The organism is Capnocytophaga endodontalis, assembly GCF_002209445.1.
In the GTDB taxonomy this organism is placed as follows: domain Bacteria; phylum Bacteroidota; class Bacteroidia; order Flavobacteriales; family Flavobacteriaceae; genus Capnocytophaga; species Capnocytophaga periodontitidis.
Window position 1 is genome coordinate 3,072,994 of sequence record NZ_CP022022.1, and the last position, 20,174, is coordinate 3,093,167.

The 20,174-nt window shown below is 39.7% G+C and carries 14 protein-coding genes; 5 read left to right on the forward strand and 9 right to left on the reverse strand.

From position 1 onward, the window contains the following. Positions 1–529 precede the first annotated feature (529 nt). The 5 genes from CBG49_RS13860 (at position 530) to nhaD (ending at position 6,852) form a co-directional block, all read left to right on the forward strand. Entirely contained in the window at positions 530–1,930 is a 1,401-nt protein-coding gene (locus CBG49_RS13860; RefSeq protein WP_088594940.1) for a sigma-54-dependent transcriptional regulator, read from the forward strand. Positions 1,931–2,006: 76 nt separating this feature from the next. After that, positions 2,007–2,186: a hypothetical protein gene (locus CBG49_RS13865; RefSeq protein ID WP_009750798.1), complete on the forward strand. Its 180-nt coding sequence runs from the start codon at positions 2,007–2,009 to the stop codon at positions 2,184–2,186. A gap of 2 nt (positions 2,187–2,188) precedes the next feature. After that, positions 2,189–2,533, forward strand: coding sequence for a hypothetical protein (locus CBG49_RS13870; protein WP_227002905.1), 345 nt, complete (start codon positions 2,189–2,191; stop codon positions 2,531–2,533). Further along, positions 2,530–5,442 carry a glycoside hydrolase family 3 N-terminal domain-containing protein gene (locus CBG49_RS13875; RefSeq protein ID WP_088594941.1) on the forward strand — a complete coding sequence of 971 codons (2,913 nt, stop codon included), beginning with the start codon at positions 2,530–2,532 and terminating at the stop codon, positions 5,440–5,442. Before CBG49_RS13870 ends, CBG49_RS13875 begins: the two co-directional genes overlap by 4 nt. Before the next feature lie 84 nt (positions 5,443–5,526). Beyond that, the gene (gene nhaD, locus CBG49_RS13880) at positions 5,527–6,852 is read left to right on the forward strand and encodes a sodium:proton antiporter NhaD (RefSeq protein ID WP_088594942.1); all 1,326 of its coding nucleotides are present in this window, start codon (positions 5,527–5,529) and stop codon (positions 6,850–6,852) included. 54 nt (positions 6,853–6,906) lie between these two features. Here the strand turns inward: nhaD and CBG49_RS13885 are convergent, their stop codons facing one another. The 9 genes from CBG49_RS13885 to CBG49_RS13920 form a co-directional block, all read right to left on the reverse strand. After that, positions 6,907–7,839, reverse strand: coding sequence for a peptidylprolyl isomerase (locus CBG49_RS13885; protein WP_088594943.1), 933 nt, complete (start codon positions 7,837–7,839; stop codon positions 6,907–6,909). 20 nt (positions 7,840–7,859) lie between these two features. After that, entirely contained in the window at positions 7,860–9,044 is a 1,185-nt protein-coding gene (locus CBG49_RS13890; RefSeq protein ID WP_088594944.1) for an aspartate aminotransferase family protein, read from the reverse strand. Beyond that, positions 9,041–9,217, reverse strand: coding sequence for a hypothetical protein (locus CBG49_RS15875; protein WP_009750791.1), 177 nt, complete (start codon positions 9,215–9,217; stop codon positions 9,041–9,043). The genes CBG49_RS13890 and CBG49_RS15875 overlap by 4 nt, the downstream gene beginning before the upstream one ends. An 83-nt stretch (positions 9,218–9,300) precedes the next feature. Then, entirely contained in the window at positions 9,301–10,581 is a 1,281-nt protein-coding gene (locus CBG49_RS13895) for a WG repeat-containing protein (RefSeq protein WP_088594945.1), read from the reverse strand. A 20-nt stretch (positions 10,582–10,601) separates the two neighbouring features. Further along, entirely contained in the window at positions 10,602–11,786 is a 1,185-nt protein-coding gene (locus CBG49_RS13900; protein WP_088594946.1) for an aspartate aminotransferase family protein, read from the reverse strand. Continuing rightward, positions 11,786–12,559: a GIN domain-containing protein gene (locus tag CBG49_RS13905; protein WP_088594947.1), complete on the reverse strand. Its 774-nt coding sequence runs from the start codon at positions 12,557–12,559 to the stop codon at positions 11,786–11,788. Before CBG49_RS13905 ends, CBG49_RS13900 begins: the two co-directional genes overlap by 1 nt. A 175-nt stretch (positions 12,560–12,734) precedes the next feature. Next, positions 12,735–15,674, reverse strand: coding sequence for a type III restriction-modification system endonuclease (locus tag CBG49_RS13910; protein ID WP_088594948.1), 2,940 nt, complete (start codon positions 15,672–15,674; stop codon positions 12,735–12,737). Positions 15,675–15,676: 2 nt separating this feature from the next. Further along, positions 15,677–17,602: a site-specific DNA-methyltransferase gene (locus CBG49_RS13915; protein WP_088594949.1), complete on the reverse strand. Its 1,926-nt coding sequence runs from the start codon at positions 17,600–17,602 to the stop codon at positions 15,677–15,679. Between the two features lie 98 nt (positions 17,603–17,700). After that, complete coding sequence (locus CBG49_RS13920) at positions 17,701–20,124, reverse strand: FtsK/SpoIIIE family DNA translocase (RefSeq protein WP_088594950.1); 2,424 nt, start codon at positions 20,122–20,124, stop codon at positions 17,701–17,703. Positions 20,125–20,174 lie beyond the last annotated feature (50 nt).

The following is a 20,174-nucleotide window of genomic DNA, read 5'->3' on the forward strand; positions in this document are numbered from 1 at the left end:
CGATATTTTCAATAGAAAAGGCGTGAGTGAATAAAAGAAATCACTTATGATGCATACATAATTAAATAATGAATGATTTGTTCATAAGTACAAAAATTGGTTAAAAATTAAATTACTGAGAAAAATTGCTAAAAGAAACATTGTTAGATAAGAATCATTAAAACAAAATTGTGTAAAAAATTAAATTTCATTTCATTTTACTAAAATCGTTGGGAAACGACATTCATTTAAAGAAACATTGCTAAAATTTTAATTGTTAAACAAAATCATTTATTGAACTATTGTAAAAAATAGTCTTTTAAACTGCCGAAGAGACTTTGCCAGTTTAAAAATACTAACAAATTTGGGAGTTAGTAGTAGTATTTATATTATATGCATTGGAAAAGACTTCCTGAATAGGGAAGTCTTTTTTTTTTGACTAATTACAATTATTTCGGAAAAAGTTTGTACATTTGCACGCTTTTTGTGTATAAAAGAAAAAAACAACAAAAGCAAATATTAATTTTATATATTTTAAAGACATACGAATATGAAGAATCCTATTCTTTTAGTAGAAGATGATGTAGTATTTTCCAAAATGTTAAGCCGTTTTTTAGAACGCAATGGATATGATGTAATAGGGTGTTATACGTTAGAAGAAGCGGAGAAAAACCTAAACGCATCGCTGAGTATGGTTTTCACCGATTTAAGACTTCCTGATGGTGATGGTATCAATTTCCTAAAATCTGTAAAAGAAAGCTTCCCTAACCTCCCTGTAGTGGTAATGACCAGCTACGCCGAGGTTTCTACTGCGGTAGAAGCAATGAAATTAGGAGCTTTCGATTATATATCTAAACCATTCCAGCAAGAAGATGTACTCAACGTTATCAAAAATGCCCAAAGCAGCACCCGCACCGCACAACAAGACATTGCTGTAGCGAAAAAAAGTACTCCCTCATCAGCTACCGATAATAGCGCCCCTGCCAAGGTGACTAAAGCACCTGAAACCGATGCTAACAATCCTTACATCGAAGGTATCAGCCCTGCCTCTAAACGCTTGAGTAAATTTATCAACTTAGTAGCCCCTACCGATATGTCGGTGCTTATTATGGGTGAAAGTGGTACTGGTAAAGAGGTAGTTGCTAAATCTATCCACCTTAAAAGCGAACGCCGAAACAAACCGTTTATCGCTGTCGATTGTGGCGCTATCCCTAAAGAAATCGCTTCAAGTGAATTCTTCGGTCACGTGAAAGGGTCGTTTACAGGGGCTATTGGTGATAAAAAAGGACACTTTGAAGAAGCCAATGGCGGTACTATCTTCCTCGACGAGGTAGGTAACCTCAGCTACGAGAACCAAATCCAGCTATTGCGCGCCCTCCAAGAACGCCGTATCAAACCTATCGGTAGCTCTAAAGAAATTGATGTTGATATCCGTGTATTGGCAGCTACCAATGAAGATTTACTCGCTGCTGTAAACAAAGGCGAGTTCCGCGAAGACCTCTATCACCGTTTGAACGAATTCTCTATAAAAGTACCTTCTCTCAACGAACGCAAAGACGATTTGATGATATTCGCTTCACATTTCTTGGAAAAAGCTAATGAAAAACTTCACAAAAATGTACAAGGATTCACTGAAAAAGCTGTACAAAAAATGCTTCTATACACTTGGAGCGGTAACTTGCGTGAGCTATCAAACACCGTGAAACGCGCTGCCCTACTCACTCAAGGCGATTACATCACCGAAAACGAATTGCCTGAACCTGTGATTGTAGAAACTCGCCATTTCCCTACCGAACGCTTCTCATTCTCTACCAAAGAAAATGAACGTGAGCTTATCATTGGGGCTTTACACGAAACCCATAACAATAAAACAGAAGCAGCTAAATTATTAGGCTTTACACGTAAAACTCTTTACAACAAACTCAAAGCCTACAATATCGATGAATTTTAGATAGATAAGAGGTAAGGGATAAGAAGTAAAACTTACTCTTACCTTTTATTTCTTATTCTTTTAACCTAATAAAAATATGAGAACAGCAAAAAAACAAGTAGTAGTAGTAACACGAAAAACACATAATGCTACGCAAGTAACTATAAAAAATCCAAATCAGAAACTTCTGAGTTTTATAGAAAAATTAGCTGAAAGATCTAAAAAACTAAAAGAAGAAATAATGCAAATGGATTTTAAGGAATACAAAAGAATCTAGCTTTGAAAAAGCAAGTAACTTCCACTAACTCACTGAAAGTTTTCAATTATATCATCAAAGAAATAGAAGAATATCTTTCAAAAAGAGAGGTCATTTTATACTATTATTGTGATAACGCAGAAATATATTACAGAAATAGTAAGAAACGATTTTTATCTCCCCAACATTTTAGAAGTGAGCTCTTTTATACACTTTTTATCAAAGCTAATCCTAAAAATTTATTGATAAAAACTTCTGAAATCATCAATGAGACAGTAGGAAATCACTATATTAATTTTATTTATAAACCCAAACATCAACATTATATTGATATTCTTAGCAAAGAAATAGAAGAATACCAAAAATGAAAAAAACTTATATTTTTATATCTTTATTTATTGTATCTTTCTTTAGTTCAGTAGCTCAATCACCGCTGCGCTCTCCCGATGCTCAAGCCCAAGAAAAATGGGTAAACGATACTTACAACCAGATGTCTCTCGACGAAAAAATAGGGCAACTCTTTATGGTATCAGTCTACTCAAGCCATATAGGCACCAAAAGGGCTGAAGAAATTAAAGACTTCATCAAAAAATACTACATCGGTGGGATTATCTTCTCTAAAGGCGGCCCTAAACGTCAGGCTAAACTCACCAATGAGTACCAATCTCTCTCTAAAATACCTCTTTTTATGGCAATGGATGCCGAGTGGGGACTCGCTATGCGCCTCGACTCTACCTATGCCTATCCGTGGAATATGACCCTCGGCGCTATTAAAAACAATGCACTTATTGAGCGTACGGGCAAACGCATCGGGATGCACTGCAAACAATTAGGTATGCAGTTCAATTTCGCACCCGATATTGATATCAACACTAACCCCGACAACCCTATTATCGGTAACCGCTCTTTTGGCGAAGATAAACTAAACGTCGCCGAAAAAGGACTCGCTTTTACCCGCGGAATGCAATCAGTGGGGGTATTGGGCAGCGCCAAACACTTCCCTGGCCACGGCGATACTTCTAAAGATTCTCACAAAACCCTTCCTACCATTTCATTTACCAACACTCGATTGGATGAAGTAGAACTCTATCCATTTAAGGTTCTTGCCAAAGAAGTTGCCAGCGTGATGATAGGCCACCTAAACGTCCCTGCCTTAGAACCTAAAGCGGGGTTGCCTTCTTCTCTTTCTTCGGTTATCATTACCAATTTGCTCAAAAAGAAAATGGGCTATGAAGGACTCATCTTCACCGATGCGCTGGGTATGAAAGGTGTATCGGAATATCTGCCTGTAGGCGAAGTGGAAGTGGAAGCCTTCTTGGCTGGAAACGACATTTTGCTAATGCCTGCTAATGTAGCCAAAGGTTTTGAAGCTATGAAAAAAGCCTACCAAAACAAACGTATCAGTGAGGAACGTTTGGCTCACTCAGTAAAAAAAATACTGATGGCTAAATACAAAGTAGGACTCACTACTTTCACCCCCTTAGACGAAACAAAAATCACTGAAGGCTTACACACCCTCGAAGATGATTTGCTCACCGAAGAACTCTTTGAAAACGCTCTTACTATAGGACAAAACAAGGAAAACATTCTCCCTCTAAAAGACCTCGATAAACGCAAAATTGCCTATGTGAAATTTGGCAACGACAGCGGTTGGACATTCTATTCTTCTTTGCGCAAATACGCAGAAGTTACTCTTATAGAACCTCAAAACGAAACTCAACTCTACAACGCAATAGAGAATTTCGATACGATTATCATCGGTTTGCACAAACCCGACAAAACTCCTTGGGACGATTATAAATTCAGTGACAATGAACTGAAATGGTTAGAGCATATCGCCAAAAAGAAGAAAGTGATATTAACTATTTTCACCCGTCCGTATGCAATGCTCAATGTAAAGAATATTGCACATATCAAGGCAATCGTATTTGCTTACCAAAACCACAAAGTAGCTCAAGAAAAAGCGGCTCAGCTCATCTTTGGTGCCATTGAAGGCAAAGGTGTATTGCCCGTAACCGCTCACCCCAATTTGCCTGTAGGTACTTCCATCAGCACTCAAAAAATAGGACGATTGGCTTTTGGATTACCCGAAAGTGTAGGGCTCAATTCGGCTAAACTTAAAGAAATTGATAGTATTGCCTTAGATGCTATCAACCAAAAAATGACCCCTGGTATCCAAATATTAGTCGCCAAAAAGGGCAAAACAGTATACCGAAAAAACTTTGGTACTTTGGATTACAATCCTGCTAATAAGGTTACCGATAACACTATTTACGACCTTGCTTCACTCACCAAAATATTGGCAACCCTCCCCGAACTGATGCGTCTATACACCAAAGGTGATTTCAAACCTGTAGATACCTTTGAAGACTTGCTGCCTAAACTCAAGCACACTAACAAAGCTGAAATGACGATGAAAGATGTGCTCTCTCATTACGCACAATTTCAGGCTTGGATTCCTTTTTTTAAAAGAACCTTAGACTCTGTACAAAAGCCAAGTACAGCGTTTTACAGCACTGTGAAAAGCGATGAATTCCCCACCGAAGTAGCCAAAGATATGTACCTCATAGAAGGATATACCGATACGATTTACAAACGTATAGACGAGAGTGAGCTCATCAAAGATAAAAAGTACTTATACAGTGATTTACCATATTACTACTTCAAAAAATTCATAGAGAAGAAAGAAAAAAAGCCTTTACAAGAGTTGGTACAAAAACACTTTTACAGAGGATTAGGGGCTTACCAACTCACCTACTTGCCTCTACATAAGTTTTCCCCTGTAAATATTGCTCCTTCTGAAGATGAAAAAGGCTTTCGCAACCAAGTGCTTCGTGGTTATGTACACGACCAAGGTGCGGCTATGCTAGGAGGAGTAGGCGGACACGCAGGGCTTTTTGGTTCTGCCGATGATGTAGCCAAAGTGATGCAAATGTATCTCCAAAAAGGTTATTATGGGGGCACGTGGTTTCTGCAACCTCAAGCCGTCGCTCTTTTCAACACTTGCAACTACTGCAACGAAGGCAACCGTCGTGGTTTAGGTTTCGACAAGCCTCAATTAGGCCGCTCAGGACCAACTTGTGGTTGTGTACCTATGAACAGTTTTGGGCATACAGGCTTTACGGGCACTTTTGCTTGGGCTGACCCTACTAATGAAATTTTAATTGTTTTTCTCTCTAACCGCACCTACCCTTCTTCAAATAATAAACTACTGATTAACAAATTAGTGCGACAAAAAATACAAAGTGTAGTATATCAAGCTATCACTTCACAATAAAAATTAAACAAAAAGATTTGGCGTATAATAGAAAGATTTAGTATATTTGCGCCACATTAATCTTTTTTAAATAAAATTTATTGTATGGAACCTTGGATTATTGCCATTTTCATTATTGGCTATCTTTGTATTACTACAGAACACCAAATAAAGGTGGACAAAACTATTTCGGCTTTAGCTATGGCTGTTATCTGTTGGACGCTCTTAAAAGTTTCGAACATTGATGTAATGGAAGTATCAAATGGTATATTAGTACCCTCTGACCCTACCAACAACGCTACTGCTATCGACAAAGCTTTACAACATCACTTAGCTGAAACAGCTGAGATTCTCTTCTTCTTAATCGGTGCAATGACCATTGTAGAAATTATTGATATGCACCGAGGGTTTGAAATCATCAAACGATTGATTCGTACCCAAAGTAAGGTAAAACTCCTATGGATTATAGGAATTATCGGTTTCTTCCTCTCTGCAATTATCGATAACCTTACTACTACTATTATCCTCATCACCATTCTGCGCAAACTCATCCCAGACCAAAAAGAACGTATATGGTACGCTTCTCTGATTGTAATTGCTGCCAATGCAGGAGGTGCTTGGTCACCTATCGGCGACGTAACTACCACAATGCTTTGGGTGAAAGGCAAAGTAACTGCTGCTAAATTAGTGGAATATGTATTTATCCCTGCAGTAGTATGTTTAGTAGTACCTTTGCTCATTGCATCATTTTTACCTGTGTTCAAAGGAAAAATCGATACTTCTAACAGTGAAGAAGGCGTTACTTACAAAAGCAGTATGCCCGTACTCTCTATAGGATTTATCGCTATTATTTTTGTTCCTATTTTCAAATCAATCACTCATTTGCCTCCTTATATAGGAATGCTCTTTGCTTTGGCTACAATGTGGTTTGTTTCTGAAAAATTGAAACCTATCAGCGAACTTTCGTTTACTGATAAGGATAAATTCAGTATTCACCGTGCGATGAGTCGTATCGAGTTTTCGAGCATCTTGTTCTTCTTAGGTATTTTATTGGCAGTAGCTTCATTGCAAACAATTGGTACACTTTTCAATTTTGCACAAACACTCAACGAAACTATCCCAAGCAAAAACGTAGTAATCTTACTCTTAGGTTTTGCTTCAGCTATTATAGACAACGTACCATTGGTAGCTGCTAGTATGGGTATGTTCCAAGAGGAAATAGACAACGGTATTTGGCACTTCATCGCTTATGCGGCAGGTACTGGTGGTAGCTTGCTTATCATCGGATCGGCGGCGGGAGTTGTAGCTATGGGTATGGAGAAAATTAGTTTCTTCTGGTACGTAAAAAATATCTTATGGATAGCCCTTTTAGGATTCGTTTTAGGATACCTCACTTTGGTAAGTTTTGAAGCGTTACATTTTTTTGGATAATTAACAAGTAAACAGATAAAATAATAAAGCCAGCTAAAAGCTGGCTTTATTATTTTATCCTACTGAAACTAATTCGACATCAAAGATGAGAGGCGCATTAGGAGGGATAACACCACCAGCACCTCGGCTGCCATAAGCAAGCTCTGAAGGAATAACCAAGCGGGCTTTATCACCTTCGCTGAGCAGCAAAATTCCCTCGTCCCAGCCTTGTATCACTTGCCCTACCCCTACGGTAAATTGCAAAGGTTCTCTACGGCGATGAGAGCTATCGAACACAGATTTATCTAACAACATACCGGTATAGTGCACCGCTACTTTTTGTCCGGCTACTGCTTTTTTACCATTGCCTTTATGGGTAATTTGGTAGTACAAACCACTGTCAGTTTTATCAAAACCTACTACTTCTTTAGCTAAGGCTTCTTCGGCTTTGCGTTTTTCTTCGGCTAAACGAGCTGCTTTTGCAGCTTTGAAATCTTCAAAAGCCTTGAGAGCATCCCATTTTTCAGCCTCTGCTCCTACTCTTAAAATTTCCACTTTTTCAATTTTATCACCTTGTGCAATAGCATCTACCACATCTTGTCCTTCTACTACTTCACCAAAAACAGTGTGTTTATTGTCTAACCAAGGCGTTGCCAAATGCGTGATAAAAAACTGACTCCCATTAGTGCCAGGACCTGCATTTGCCATAGAAATGACCCCTGCTTTGTTGTGTTTCAATTCTGGGTGAAACTCATCATCAAAACGATAGCCTGGGTCGCCAGTACCTGTACCTAACGGACAGCCGCCTTGTATCATAAAATTAGGAATCACACGGTGAAAGGTGAGTCCGTTGTAATAAGGAGTGCCTAATGGTTTTTGTGAATTTTTCATTTTTCCTTCGGCAAGAGCCACAAAGTTACCTACCGTAGCAGGAGTTTTGTCGTAAGTAAGACGCAGTAAAATAACGCCTTTATTAGTAGTTATTTTAGCATAAATTCCGTTTTCCATTTTTATTTATTTGTTAATTATTAATTGAATTGGTTTAGCGCTTCCAAGATAATATCACAACCTTCTTTGATTTCTTCATCGGTGAGGGTAAGTGGCGGAGAAAGTCGTACGGCGCGGTGTTCAAATAAAAGCCAATAGACTATCAATCCTTTATCCTGACAGTAATTCACTACAAAATCGGCGATTTCGGCAGTTTTCACAATGACTGCCAACATCAATCCGCGACCGTTGATACTTTCGATAAGTGGATGTTGCAAATACTTGCGGAAGAGTTTTTCTTTCTCCAAAGTTTGAGCCATCAGGTCGGTAGTGAGGAGCTGGTTGAGGGTTGCTAACGAGGCAGCTGCTATCACGGGATTACCTCCAAAAGTGGTGATATGTCCCATTTTAGGACTATTTGCCAACAACTGCATACGCTCATACGACGACACGAATGCCCCTACAGGCATACCACTTGCCATTCCCTTGCCTATAGCGATAATATCGGGGGTAAAGCCATAGTTTTGGAAGCCAAAGAGCTTACCAGTACGCCCGAAACCAGGTTGTATTTCATCGATGATGAGCAAAGCACCTACTTCTTCACAACGGCGTTTTACCTTGATGAGATAGTCGTTTTGAGGTTCGATAAAGCCCGCTCCCCCTTGGATACTTTCCAAGACTACCCCTGCGGTACGTTCAGTGATTTTGAGGATATCAGCTTCGTTGTTGAACTCTATAAAATCTACGTCAGGGATAAGCGGACGATAAGCGCGTTTGCGTTCTTCATAGCCCATTAAGCTCATCGAGCCTTGTGTATTGCCGTGATAAGCATTTTTGGCAGCGATGAGTTGGGTGCGCCCCGTAGCACGTTTGGCTAATTTTACTGAGCCCTCAATAGCTTCCGTACCGGAGTTTACCAAATAGGTAGTATTGAGTTCGGGGGGTAGTTGTGCTGCGAGGAGCTTGCAGAAGTCTACCGCAGGCTTTTGTATGTACTCGCCATACACCATTACGTGCATATAAGTAGCGCATTGCTCTTGTATTGCTTTCACTATTGCAGGGTGGCAATGCCCTAAGGTACAAGCCGATACTCCTGCTACAAAATCTAAATATTTCTTACCGTCGGTAGTGTAGATATAGCTACCTTCGGCGCGCTCTACCTCCAACAATCGCGGATAGGGCGAAGTAGGAGCTTGATATTTTAGAAAATCTTGTTGTTGATTCATTCTTTTTCTTCTTTTATAATTTTAACCATTGGGCTGGGGTCTATACGGCTAATAGCATTCCCTTTGTATCGCAATTCGAAAAAGCCATTAGATTTGCCTTGTATAGTGCCGTTAATATACAATTTAGCTTTTAGTATTGATGAGTTGTCAAAAGTAGCATCTTGTATTTTCAAATCGTATGTTTCTATATCAGCTATGCAGTTAGTAATAGAGTGTAAAGTAATATGTTTTTCATATTTGTAATATTTTTTAAAAGTTATTTGGCTATGGGGTAGTCGGCAGGGGCATTATTACAGTCTTTCACACATTCTCCTTTTTGGTTTATATAGAACCATTTGTTATTTAGCTTTACTTGTGCTAATCCTTCTTCTGAAAATCCTTCTGCATAATCATACTTTATAGGAATCACTTCTTTGCCTGTTTTATCTATAAAGCCATATTTATCATTCAATTTTACTTTAGCTAATCCTTCTGAAGGACTTTCAGCATCATCATACTTTATAGGAATCACTTCTTTACCTGTTTTATCTATAAAACCCCATTTGTTATTTAGACTTACAGCTGCTAATCCTTCTGAAAAACTATATACATCATCATACTTTATAGGAGTCACTTCTTTACCTGTTTTATCTATAAAATCCCATTTACCATTAAATTTCACAGTAGCTAAACCTTCTGAAAAACTTTCAGCATCATCATACTTTATAGGAATCACTTCTTTACCTGTTTTATCTATAAAACCCCATTTGTTATTTAGCAGAACGCTTGCTAATCCTTCTGAAAAAAGCCAAATATAATCATACTTTATAGGAATCACTTCTTTACCTGTTTTATCTATAAAACCCCATTTGTTATTTAGCTCAACCTTTGCTAATCCTTCTGAAAAATACCAAACATCATCATACTTTATAGGAATCACTTCTTTACCTGTTTTATCTATAAAACCATATCTATAATTCAAACTCACGCTTGCTAATCCTTCTGAAAAACTTTTTGCATCATCATACTTTATAGGAGTCACTTCTTTACCTGTTTTATCTATAAAATCCCATTTACCATTAAATTTCACAGTAGCTAAACCTTCTGAAAAACTATATGCATTATCATACTTTATAGGAGTCACTTCTTTACCTGTTTTATCTATAAAACCATATTTTTTATCTAATATTACTAAAGCTAATCCTTCTGAAAATCTATCTGCATAATCATACTTTATAGGAATAACTTCTTTACCTGTTTTATCTATAAAACCCCATTTGTTATTTAGCCTAACGTTTGCTAATCCTTCTGAAAAACCCCAAGCATTATCATACTTTATAGGAATCACTTCTTTACCTGTTTTATCTATAAAACCATATTTTTTATCCAATTTTACCATTGCTAATCCTTCATAATATTCATCTTTCCAAGCGTACTTCTTTGTTTGTTGCACAGGCTGGGCAGACGGCTCTTTTTTTACCTTTTCTTCAGGTAGCAGACCTTGCGCATAGGTTAGGGTAGCAGTTAGTAATAGAGTGTAAAGTAATATATTTTTCATCTTTGTTATATTTTTAATTGTTAATTGAATTGGTTTAGCGCTTCAATAATGATATCGCAACCTTCTTTAATTTCTTCATCGGTGAGGGTAAGTGGAGGCGAAAGTCGTACGGCACGGTGTTCAAACAAAAGCCAATAGACTATCAATCCTTTATCCTGACAGTAATTCACCACAAAATCGGCAATTTCGGCAGTTTTCACGATAACAGCGAGCATTAAACCGCGACCATTGATACTTTCGATAAGTGGATGTTGCAAATACTTGCGGAAGAGTTTTTCTTTCTCTAAGGTTTGAGCCATCAGGTCGGTAGTGAGGAGCTGGTTGAGGGTTGCCAACGAGGCAGCCGCTATCACGGGATTACCCCCAAAAGTGGTGATATGCCCCATTTTAGGACTGTGTGCCAACAGCTGCATACGCTCATACGACGACACGAATGCACCTACCGGCATACCGCTTGCCATACCCTTGCCTATTGCGATAATATCGGGGGTAAAGCCATAGTTTTGGAAACCAAAGAGCTTGCCGGTACGTCCGAAACCAGGTTGTATCTCGTCGATAATAAGGAGAGCACCTACTTCTTCACAACGGCGTTTTACCTTGATAAGATAGTCGTTTTGGGGTTCGATAAACCCAGCTCCCCCTTGGATGCTTTCGAGCACTACTCCTGCGGTGCGTTCGGTGATTTTGAGGATATCGGCTTCGTTGTTGAACTCTATAAAATCGACATCAGGGATAAGCGGACGATAAGCGCGTTTACGTTCTTCATAGCCCATTAGGCTCATCGAACCCTGTGTATTGCCGTGATAAGCATTTTTGGCAGCGATGAGTTGAGTTCTGCCCGTAGCGCGTTTGGCTAATTTCACCGAGCCCTCAATAGCTTCCGTACCGGAGTTTACCAAATAGGTAGTATTGAGCTCTGGTGGCAACTGCTCGGCGAGAAGTTTGCAGAAGTCTACCGCTGGTTTTTGCACGTACTCGCCGTATACCATCACGTGCATATAGGTAGCGCACTGCTCTTGGATAGCCTTCACTACCGCAGGGTGGCAATGCCCCAAGGTACAAGCCGATACGCCAGCTACAAAATCTAAATAACGCTTGCCATCGGTAGTGTAGATATAGCTACCTTCGGCGCGTTCCACCTCTAACAATCGCGGATAAGGCGATGTAGGAGCTTGATATTTTAGGAATTCTTGTTGTTGATTCATTATTTTTCTTCTTTAATGATCTTAATCATTGAGTTTGTTTCTATTTGGTTAGTAGCATTACCTTTGTAATAAAGTTCAAAAATACCGCTTGGTTTTCCTTGTATAGTACCATCAATTCTCAATTTTGCTTTCACAATACCCGAAGTATTAAAAATAGCATTTTGTATTTTTAGGTCGTAAGTTTCTAATTGGATGATTCTGTTAGAAACGAAGTTAAGATTTTCTACTTTTCCACTAATAGGCAGCTTAGTGAGAGAGCCTGCATTGAAAGTGAGATTTCGGCAATTGAGCTGTAAGTTTCCTTCCCTACAACTACCTATTTCTAAATCCAAATCATTGACATTCAGTTTTAAATCAATCTCCGAAAGAAAGTCGAGAAGCATTTTGTAGGAAGACATATTTATAGGTTCTTCTGAACGAATTTTGCCACTTTGCATTTTCAATTCGCTTGTTCCTTTAATTGGGATTTTGAGTTTTATACCTCCTGTTTGCACAAAATTCACGCCTTTAGGTGTTTCCAAAGATATTTTCAAAGTTCCCTCTTCAACAGTAGCTTTGATGATAGGGTGAATTGCATTATCAGCATCGATATAGATATGGTCGTTTTTTTCATTTACCAGTGTAACCTCCCACCTACTATCGATATCTATTTTGGTGTACTTGGGTAGTTCTGTTCGTAGTACACTTCTCTCACCAGAGGCTTGGAATACGTTTTGGGCTGTTGATAAGGCTGTTGCAAATAGCAAGCCTATTGATAAGATTATATTTTTCATTGTTCAATTATTTATTTCACTTTATGTATAGCCCCCTCACATACTCTGCTCTCGCTGGTTTTCCTACACAACATATTACAAAAGCTATTGATAATCAGAGTAATCAACTTTGACAAAGGGTCGTAACACGACAGGTAATTAAGGACTTTGACAAAGTGTAGCGACGCAAACATTGTTAATTGTTATAATAGGTTTCTTGTAAGAGGGTCATTATTTTGTCGTTGCTGAATTGGGTTTTGAAATGTATATTCACTTTGCCTTTGAAGAAAGCTACAGCGTGCCTTATTTTCAGTTTTTCTTCTTCGCGCAAAGCGTTGTCATTGGGCACGTTCTTGCTCTCTATCACAAAGTGCAGTTGTTGGGATTGGTTTTTGTACTGCACGATGTAAGCGAAATCGGGTGAATAGGTTTTACCTCCTGCCACAGGTATTTTGATAGAGTTTTTAGGTATTTTGGTAAATACGGTTACACTATCGATATTTTGCAAGATGTTTTCGCGCTCTAATTCCGAATCAAAAAAGAGTTCATCGAACAGATAGTTATGAGCAACGGTTTGATTTTCGGAAAGTATCCCAACCTCAGCAGCAGGTATTTCGGCTAAAGGCTCTCCCTTAGCATTAGTGAGCTTGGTAGGGTGTATCGCATTGCTAACTTTTTGGTAGCCTACTGTATATTTAGTAAAGGCATTGGCTAACAAGAAAAACTCAAAATTTTGTTTGATAGCCCTTATCGTCGCTATATTTAGATACAGATTGATGTCGGTAGGGGTGCTGCAAAACGCCTTGTGTAGGGTTTTGATGTTCACAAAGAGTATTTTTGAAAGTTCTTTTAAGAAATCACTATAGCTCATTGTTGAAAACGACTGCTTGCGTTCGTGGTATTCAGCTCTTTCTTCGGATACATAAGCGCGTTTACCTTGTACGTGTATTCTATTGACAATTTCTACTAAAGTACATTTCTCAAAAGAGCGGTTAGCACTGCGACTTTCGTTTTTGAGATAGTCTACAAAGAGATCTTGAAACTGTTGTTCGTTTTTGAACTGATATTCCAAAATCGCTTTTTCGTTGAGCTGCTCCCAAAACTCTTTTAGCTTACTGTATTTATCGGCGCGTATACGTATAGTTCTTTTAGGCTGGGTAGCCTTGCGTATCTTGCTGCTATCTACCCCTTGGAAAGCTAAGGGGAAATGTGCTCGTACATAGTCTAAACCACCTTGTTTGAAACTGTTATCGCGTTTGAGTACATTGTGTTCATCTAATTCCTCTAAAAGCGCATTTTTATCATCAAAATGATACAGTTTTACAATTTGACTGATAAGATCGTCGTTCAAACTATCAAGCGGCGTTTCAATTGAAACAGACCCTGATTTGTCGTTAATTTCCTTCACCAATTGATCTACAAATTGGTTTTCGGTGAAATCTACAAAATAGTTTAGAAAGAAATTGCTATCCTTCACCCTATTGCCGTACTCATTCACAGGCAAGCGCAAGCCACGCCCTACTTCTTGCAGTTTGCTAATCTCACTACCACTACTGCGCAACTTGCATATCTGGAAAACATTGGGGTTATCCCAACCCTCGCGCAACGTCCATTTAGAAAAGATGAACCGGCGTGGATTTTGCAGACTCAATATTGCTTCTTTGTCGTGCAAAATTTCGTTGATTTCCTTTTCTACTTCTTCATCTTTAACCGAATTATCTTTAGAGAAATAACCGCCGTGCGTACCGGCGATATTGTCGATGGTTTTCTGTAGATAAGCGCGATAAAACTCGTTTTCTTCAGAATACAAGCGTCTTTGGGCTTCAGCTTTGATAAGGAGTTCTACCGTTTTGCGCAAATGACCTTCGGTATTGCGGTATTCCTCGATGTTATCGATAAAGAACAAAGTGAGCGGTTTGATGCGCACTTCACGACAGAGCAGCTCGCGTTCTAACTCAAAATGATGGAAAATTGTTTTTTGCAACATTCTATCTTGCAAGGTTTCCGAATACGAATAAGGGTTGAGTTTATCGCCTTTTTTGAGTTCTAAACCATTGGATAATAGCACGGTAGTTTTATTTAGTTGCACTATCTGCAAGCCGTGCATTGCGGAGTGAGCCCTCTCAAAATCATCGCCTTTGGTTAAGACAATTTTCTTCTGACTATTGTTTTCTATCAGCTCAAAATGCGCTTCTTTGCCATCGGTGTCCGTAAGGCGCAACAAAGCATTGTTATTTCCTGAAAACTCAGTTACATATCCCACTACACCTTTTACCAAGTTGCTGTTGAAAGCATCGACAGAGGTGAGTTGGTATACCAAATTGTGGTAATCTTTTATTTTAATTGTTTCGGTAGTACCGAATACTGTTTTGCGTTTTAGTTCTTTATCAGGGAAAGTAGCCCCATAGCGGAAAATAAACTGAGGGGACATCTTTTTAATGGCTTCCCACGTTTTGTTTTCTTGGGCAAACTTATGAGGTTCATCGATGATGAGGAAAGGGGCGGTGGCAGCAATGGCTTCAAAGGGTATCGCATAACGGTCGAACAAGGTTTGGTCGAACGTTTTTTGCATTGTATCCGAATTGAGCATCCCCGCATTGATGAGCAGCACTTGTATTTTGTTTTGTGTAGCAGTGGCTTCTACAAAACTGCGCACAGCAGGCGGAAAGCCGCTTTTGTTGCCCTTGCTACTCTTTTGACTTTCGACTATATGCACTTCAATGGTTTTGCTATAGTCGTCCATAAAATGGCTACGTGCACTTTCCGACTTTAGAAAACTAAGGGTACCCGCTTTGATAGAGAGGGTAGGGACTACTATCACAAACTTAAAGATGCCAAGGGCTTTGTTGAGCTCAAAAATAGTTTTAGTATAGGTATAGGTTTTGCCCGTACCTGTTTCCATCATCACATCGATAATATTGCTGCGGGCATCGCAATAACGCGTGTCTATTTCTTGGGCTTTTTGCAGCTCCCTAATATTGCGCTCATAAGCATAGCTATTTTTATCCACCTTAGGGTTGATACACTCAGCTCCTTGTTTTTTAGGCGACTGCACGTGTAACTCATCAAAAACACTCACCGTATTTTTGACTGCCTTTGACTGGTGGTCGAGATTTTTTTCAAATTTGAGCTTCATACTTAGTTCCTTATGATAAAATCGGTGCTGATACTTTTTTTATTGGCATACGCTTTCACGTTTTCGGCAATTTGGCGCAGGTGTGCACTCTCGAAATGATAGCCAAAGACTACAATGGTCGTAGGGTTGAAATTGGGGGTGTTGTCCATCATTTCAAGCAATACTTTTAAGCTTTCGGTAGTAAAACCGCGATGTATTAAGTACAATTTATCAAAACCGTAATAGCCTTCATAGCCTGCTAAATTTACAGGAGCAAGGCTTTCTGTTAGTGGAATGCCATCGTAGGTTTTCCAAGTGAGTAACAAGGCACGGAGGTCGGCATCGGTGAGTTTTGTTTCATCAAAAAGAGTAAGAGAAGGAGTAAAATCCTTTGCCTCAAACTCATAGTCGTCCCAAATAGGGAAAGTTTCATAAATTTGGAAGCCGAAGTCTACCGCTTTTGTGTTAAAAAGGTCGTTTTTTTCAGCTTTGAGTTTAGCAGCTGCTCTTAGCAAACGTTCTTTAGTAATATCGAAAATAGTAGGCACGGCGGGTAATGACGAATTACGAGAGACGAATGACGGGAAAGACAAGACAGCTTCGTAAGCAGTTTTGTTCTTTTTCTTATCGATAAGCTCAGGGAGTTGTACGAGTATAAAACGGCGGTTGCCATCGTCTTTCGCATTGAGTTGCATCACGGCATCGGCGGTAGTACCTGATCCTGCAAAGAAATCGAGAATGAGGTCGTTAGGATTTGTACCTATTTCGATTAAGAATTTCATTAATTTGACGGGCTTAGGAGCTGAAAAATAAGCACCTTCAAAAAGAGAAGTGAAATCTGTTTTACCAGTTCTTGTTCTGCCAAATCTTTCATCAATTAATAAAGAACGTGGTATGCTTCCTTCTTTCTGGTAGTTTTTGGTATAGACATAACCATCTTTGAATACAAGTTCATTATATCTTTCTTCTACAGTTTCTTTGCCCCAACGCCAAGTTGCATTAGGTTCATTAGGATTCTTATGATTTGGAAAATAACTATTCCCCTCCTTATCTTTAATTTCGTAGTCTAAAGATTTAGAATATCTAATACTTTGTTTATCCAATCGGTCTAAAGCATATTTACCTTTTTTATCTTCTAAGTTATAAGATGTTGATACTGTTGCGTTTTTATCAATATTGACAACAAGCCTGTCTATATTTCTGGCATAGCAGAGAATATACTCGTGATCATTAGCAAAAAAGCGACTATCATTAGCTCCCCCACTTTTGCTTTTCCATATTAGCTGACTCACAAAATTACCCTCACCGAACACTTCGTCCATTAGTAGTCGCAGTTGTGCTACTTCGTTATCGTCTATAGATACAAATATGACACCATCGTCTTTGAGTAATTGGCGGGCAATATACAAGCGGGGATACATAAAAGTAAGCCAAGCGGAATGCGAGTTGCTCTTGCTCTGGGTGAAACTCAAAATACGTTGGGCTACCTCCTCACTTACTCCTGCCAACTGGGCGAGCTGAGGGACGGTGAACTTGCGGTCGTCCTGATATACAAAACCGTCGGAGCCTGTGTTGTAAGGAGGATCGATGTATATCATTTTCACCTTTTCGTAATAGGCATTGGTGAGGTGCTTGAGCACTTCGAGATTATCGCCTTTGAGCAGTAGGTTTTGCGAATGGGCGTTTTCAGGCAAGGCGTTATGCGCCTCATCGGCGCGCAAGAGCGTTGTTACAGGGTCGGTAGCTAACAGACGGGCATACTGCTTGCCGAGCCATTGCAAGGAATAGCTTTCGGTGAAAAAGTCTACTTCTTTTTGTTGTAATACTGCTTTAAATTTCTCAAAATCAAAACTTCCCTCTTTACTGAAGCAATCGGCAAAGTGAGCGTGGAGTACTGCTTGGAGGTCGGCTGTTTTTGTGGTAAGGTTTGTGGTGTTACTATTAGTCATTAGCTATTAGGTATTAGTTATGGGAGTTATGGGAGTTATGAGAGTTGTGGGAGCTGTGGGAAAAGCCGCTAAGAGGGCTTTTCACTTTATACTATTCACTATTCACTTCCTCCTAAGAGGCGGTCTAAACTTGTGATGTCTTGGATGAGCACTTGGCGGGCTTTACTGCCTTCAAAAGGTCCTACTACGCCAGCGTGTTCTAACTGGTCGATGAGGCGACCCGCGCGGTTGTAGCCCAATTTGAGTTTGCGTTGCAAGAGGGAAGCTGAACCTTGTTGCGCATTGACAACTACTTCGGCGGCTTCGCGGAACATAGGGTCACGTTCGGAGGGGTCGAAATCTAAATCTACAGGTTCGCTATCGGGGCCTACATATTCAGGTAGCAAGTAGGCATCGGGGTAGGCGCGTTGTGCCCCGATGAACTCGGTGATGTGTTGTATTTCAGGTGTATCGACAAAAGCACATTGTATGCGCACGGGTTCATTACCTTGTGAGTAGAGCATATCCCCCCTACCGATGAGCTGTTCAGCCCCAGATCCGTCCAAGATGATTTTGGAGTCGATTTTTGAACTCACTTTAAAGGCGACACGTGTAGGGAAGTTGGCTTTGATAATACCCGTAATTACGTTAGTAGATGGACGTTGGGTAGCGATAATCAAGTGAATACCAATGGCGCGGGCAAGCTGTGCCAAACGAGCGATAGGGAGTTCCACCTCTTTACCTGCCGTCATAATCAAGTCGGCAAACTCATCTACCACCAATACGATATAAGGTAAGAAACGATGTCCCTCGTTAGGGTTGAGTTGTCGCGCTTTGAACTTAGCGTTGTACTCTTTGATGTTGCGCACTTGAGCATTTTTTAGCAGTTCGTAACGGTTGTCCATCTCAATACAGAGGGAGTTAAGCGTATTCACCACTTTTTTGTTATCGGTGATAATTGCCTCTTCACTATCGGGTAGTTTGGCGAGGAAGTGGCGTTCAATGGTCTCGAAGATAGAGAGTTCCACTTTTTTAGGGTCGACGAGCACGAATTTCACCTCAGCAGGGTGTTTTTTGTAGAGCAGAGAGGTGAGCACGACATTGATACCTACCGATTTACCTTGCCCAGTAGCCCCTGCCATCAGCAAGTGTGGCATTTTAGTAAGATCGGCGACAAAAGTTTCGTTACTAATGGTTTTACCAAAGGCAATAGGGAGTTCCATTTCGGCATTTTGAAACTTTTGGGCGGTAATCATTGAGCGCATATACACCATTGTCGGTTTTTTGTTAGGTACCTCAATACCAATGGTTCCTTTGCCGGGGATAGGAGCGATGATACGAATACCGAGAGCCGCGAGTGAGAGTGCAATATCATCTTCCAAACTCTTGATTTTCGCAATACGCGTACCCGCCACCGGTACAATTTCGTAGAGAGTAACAGTAGGGCCTACTGTCGCTTTGATTTTGGAGATTTCAATTTTGTAATCGGCTAAGGTTTTGATAATCGTATCGTTGTTTTCCTTTAGCTCTTCCTCGTTGATAATGATACCTTTATCTTTAGGTTCGTTTAACAATTCAATCGTAGGGAAACGATAGTCGCTGAGGTCTAAACGCGGGTCGTATTCGCCGTAATTTTCTACTAATTGCTTGGCTAAATCTTCAGGATCAACCATTACAGGCGGCACTATAGGAGTGATGGTGAGTTCAGGAGCTTCATCTTCAGGGATATTGGTAATTTCCAACTCACCTTTGCCATCGAGGAATGGAATTTCTTTTTTATGTGTAAAAGGGTCGATTTTTTCATCATCTACTTGAGGAAGAACGATTTCCACATCTTGTTCCTCTTCATTGTCAGTTATGATATCAGAAGAGGTTGTAGGAGGAGTATCATCAGCATCTTCAAAATCGTCATCTTGTTCATCGTCGTGTTCTCGTTTCAGTTTAGTAAAGGTATTTTGGAAGAAAGACTTTATCTTCTCGGGAGTGAGTTGCCATTTGGTAATAGCATATACCAAAGCAAAGAAGAAAAGGATTAAAAAAGTACCTATTTTACCAAAGTAATCTTGCAGAAAATGATTTACTTCATAGCCAGAAACTCCTGAAAGGATAGTAGATTTTCCTTGCAAAAAGCCTAAAAAAGTAGCGAGGAGTACCATTAGCAAAGTGCCCCAATACCAGCGGTTGAGCAATGCTATTTTGATATTGAACAGATATTTGAGTCCGGAGAGGAAAATGAGCCATACGGCGATGAAGGTTGCGATGCCAAAGCCTTTGTACATCAATAGATAGCTGAGATAAGCTCCTATTTTACTGCCTAAGTTATCGGCGATTTCTTCACGATTAGCAAGGTCAGCCCACACACTTTGGTCGGCTTGCCAAGAAAAGAAAAATGAAGTAAAAATAAAAAGCAAATAGACTGTAAGCAGTACTAAAAAACCACCCCATATCAGGCGGCGTTGCTTGGATTTAACGGTTTTAGCGTCTTTGTTTTTTGTAGAAGATTTATCGCTATCTTTGTTTTTATCTTGTTTCTTTTTAGCCATTTTTATTAGGGTTTAGGGGGACAGGTGTGAGGGTGGCCTATTGAGGGGGC

Coding starts and splice junctions, on each gene's coding strand:
- CBG49_RS13860 (WP_088594940.1), top strand. CDS start 530: ATGAAGAATCCTATTCTTTTAGTAGAAGATGATGTAGTATTTTCCAAA.
- CBG49_RS13865 (WP_009750798.1), top strand. CDS start 2,007: ATGAGAACAGCAAAAAAACAAGTAGTAGTAGTAACACGAAAAACACAT.
- CBG49_RS13875 (WP_088594941.1), top strand. CDS start 2,530: ATGAAAAAAACTTATATTTTTATATCTTTATTTATTGTATCTTTCTTT.
- nhaD (WP_088594942.1), top strand. CDS start 5,527: ATGGAACCTTGGATTATTGCCATTTTCATTATTGGCTATCTTTGTATT.
- CBG49_RS13885 (WP_088594943.1), bottom strand. CDS start 7,839: ATGGAAAACGGAATTTATGCTAAAATAACTACTAATAAAGGCGTTATT.
- CBG49_RS13890 (WP_088594944.1), bottom strand. CDS start 9,044: ATGAATCAACAACAAGATTTTCTAAAATATCAAGCTCCTACTTCGCCC.
- CBG49_RS13895 (WP_088594945.1), bottom strand. CDS start 10,581: ATGAAAAATATATTACTTTACACTCTATTACTAACTGCTACCCTAACC.
- CBG49_RS13900 (WP_088594946.1), bottom strand. CDS start 11,786: ATGAATCAACAACAAGAATTCCTAAAATATCAAGCTCCTACATCGCCT.
- CBG49_RS13905 (WP_088594947.1), bottom strand. CDS start 12,559: ATGAAAAATATAATCTTATCAATAGGCTTGCTATTTGCAACAGCCTTA.
- CBG49_RS13910 (WP_088594948.1), bottom strand. CDS start 15,674: ATGAAGCTCAAATTTGAAAAAAATCTCGACCACCAGTCAAAGGCAGTC.
- CBG49_RS13915 (WP_088594949.1), bottom strand. CDS start 17,602: ATGACTAATAGTAACACCACAAACCTTACCACAAAAACAGCCGACCTC.
- CBG49_RS13920 (WP_088594950.1), bottom strand. CDS start 20,124: ATGGCTAAAAAGAAACAAGATAAAAACAAAGATAGCGATAAATCTTCT.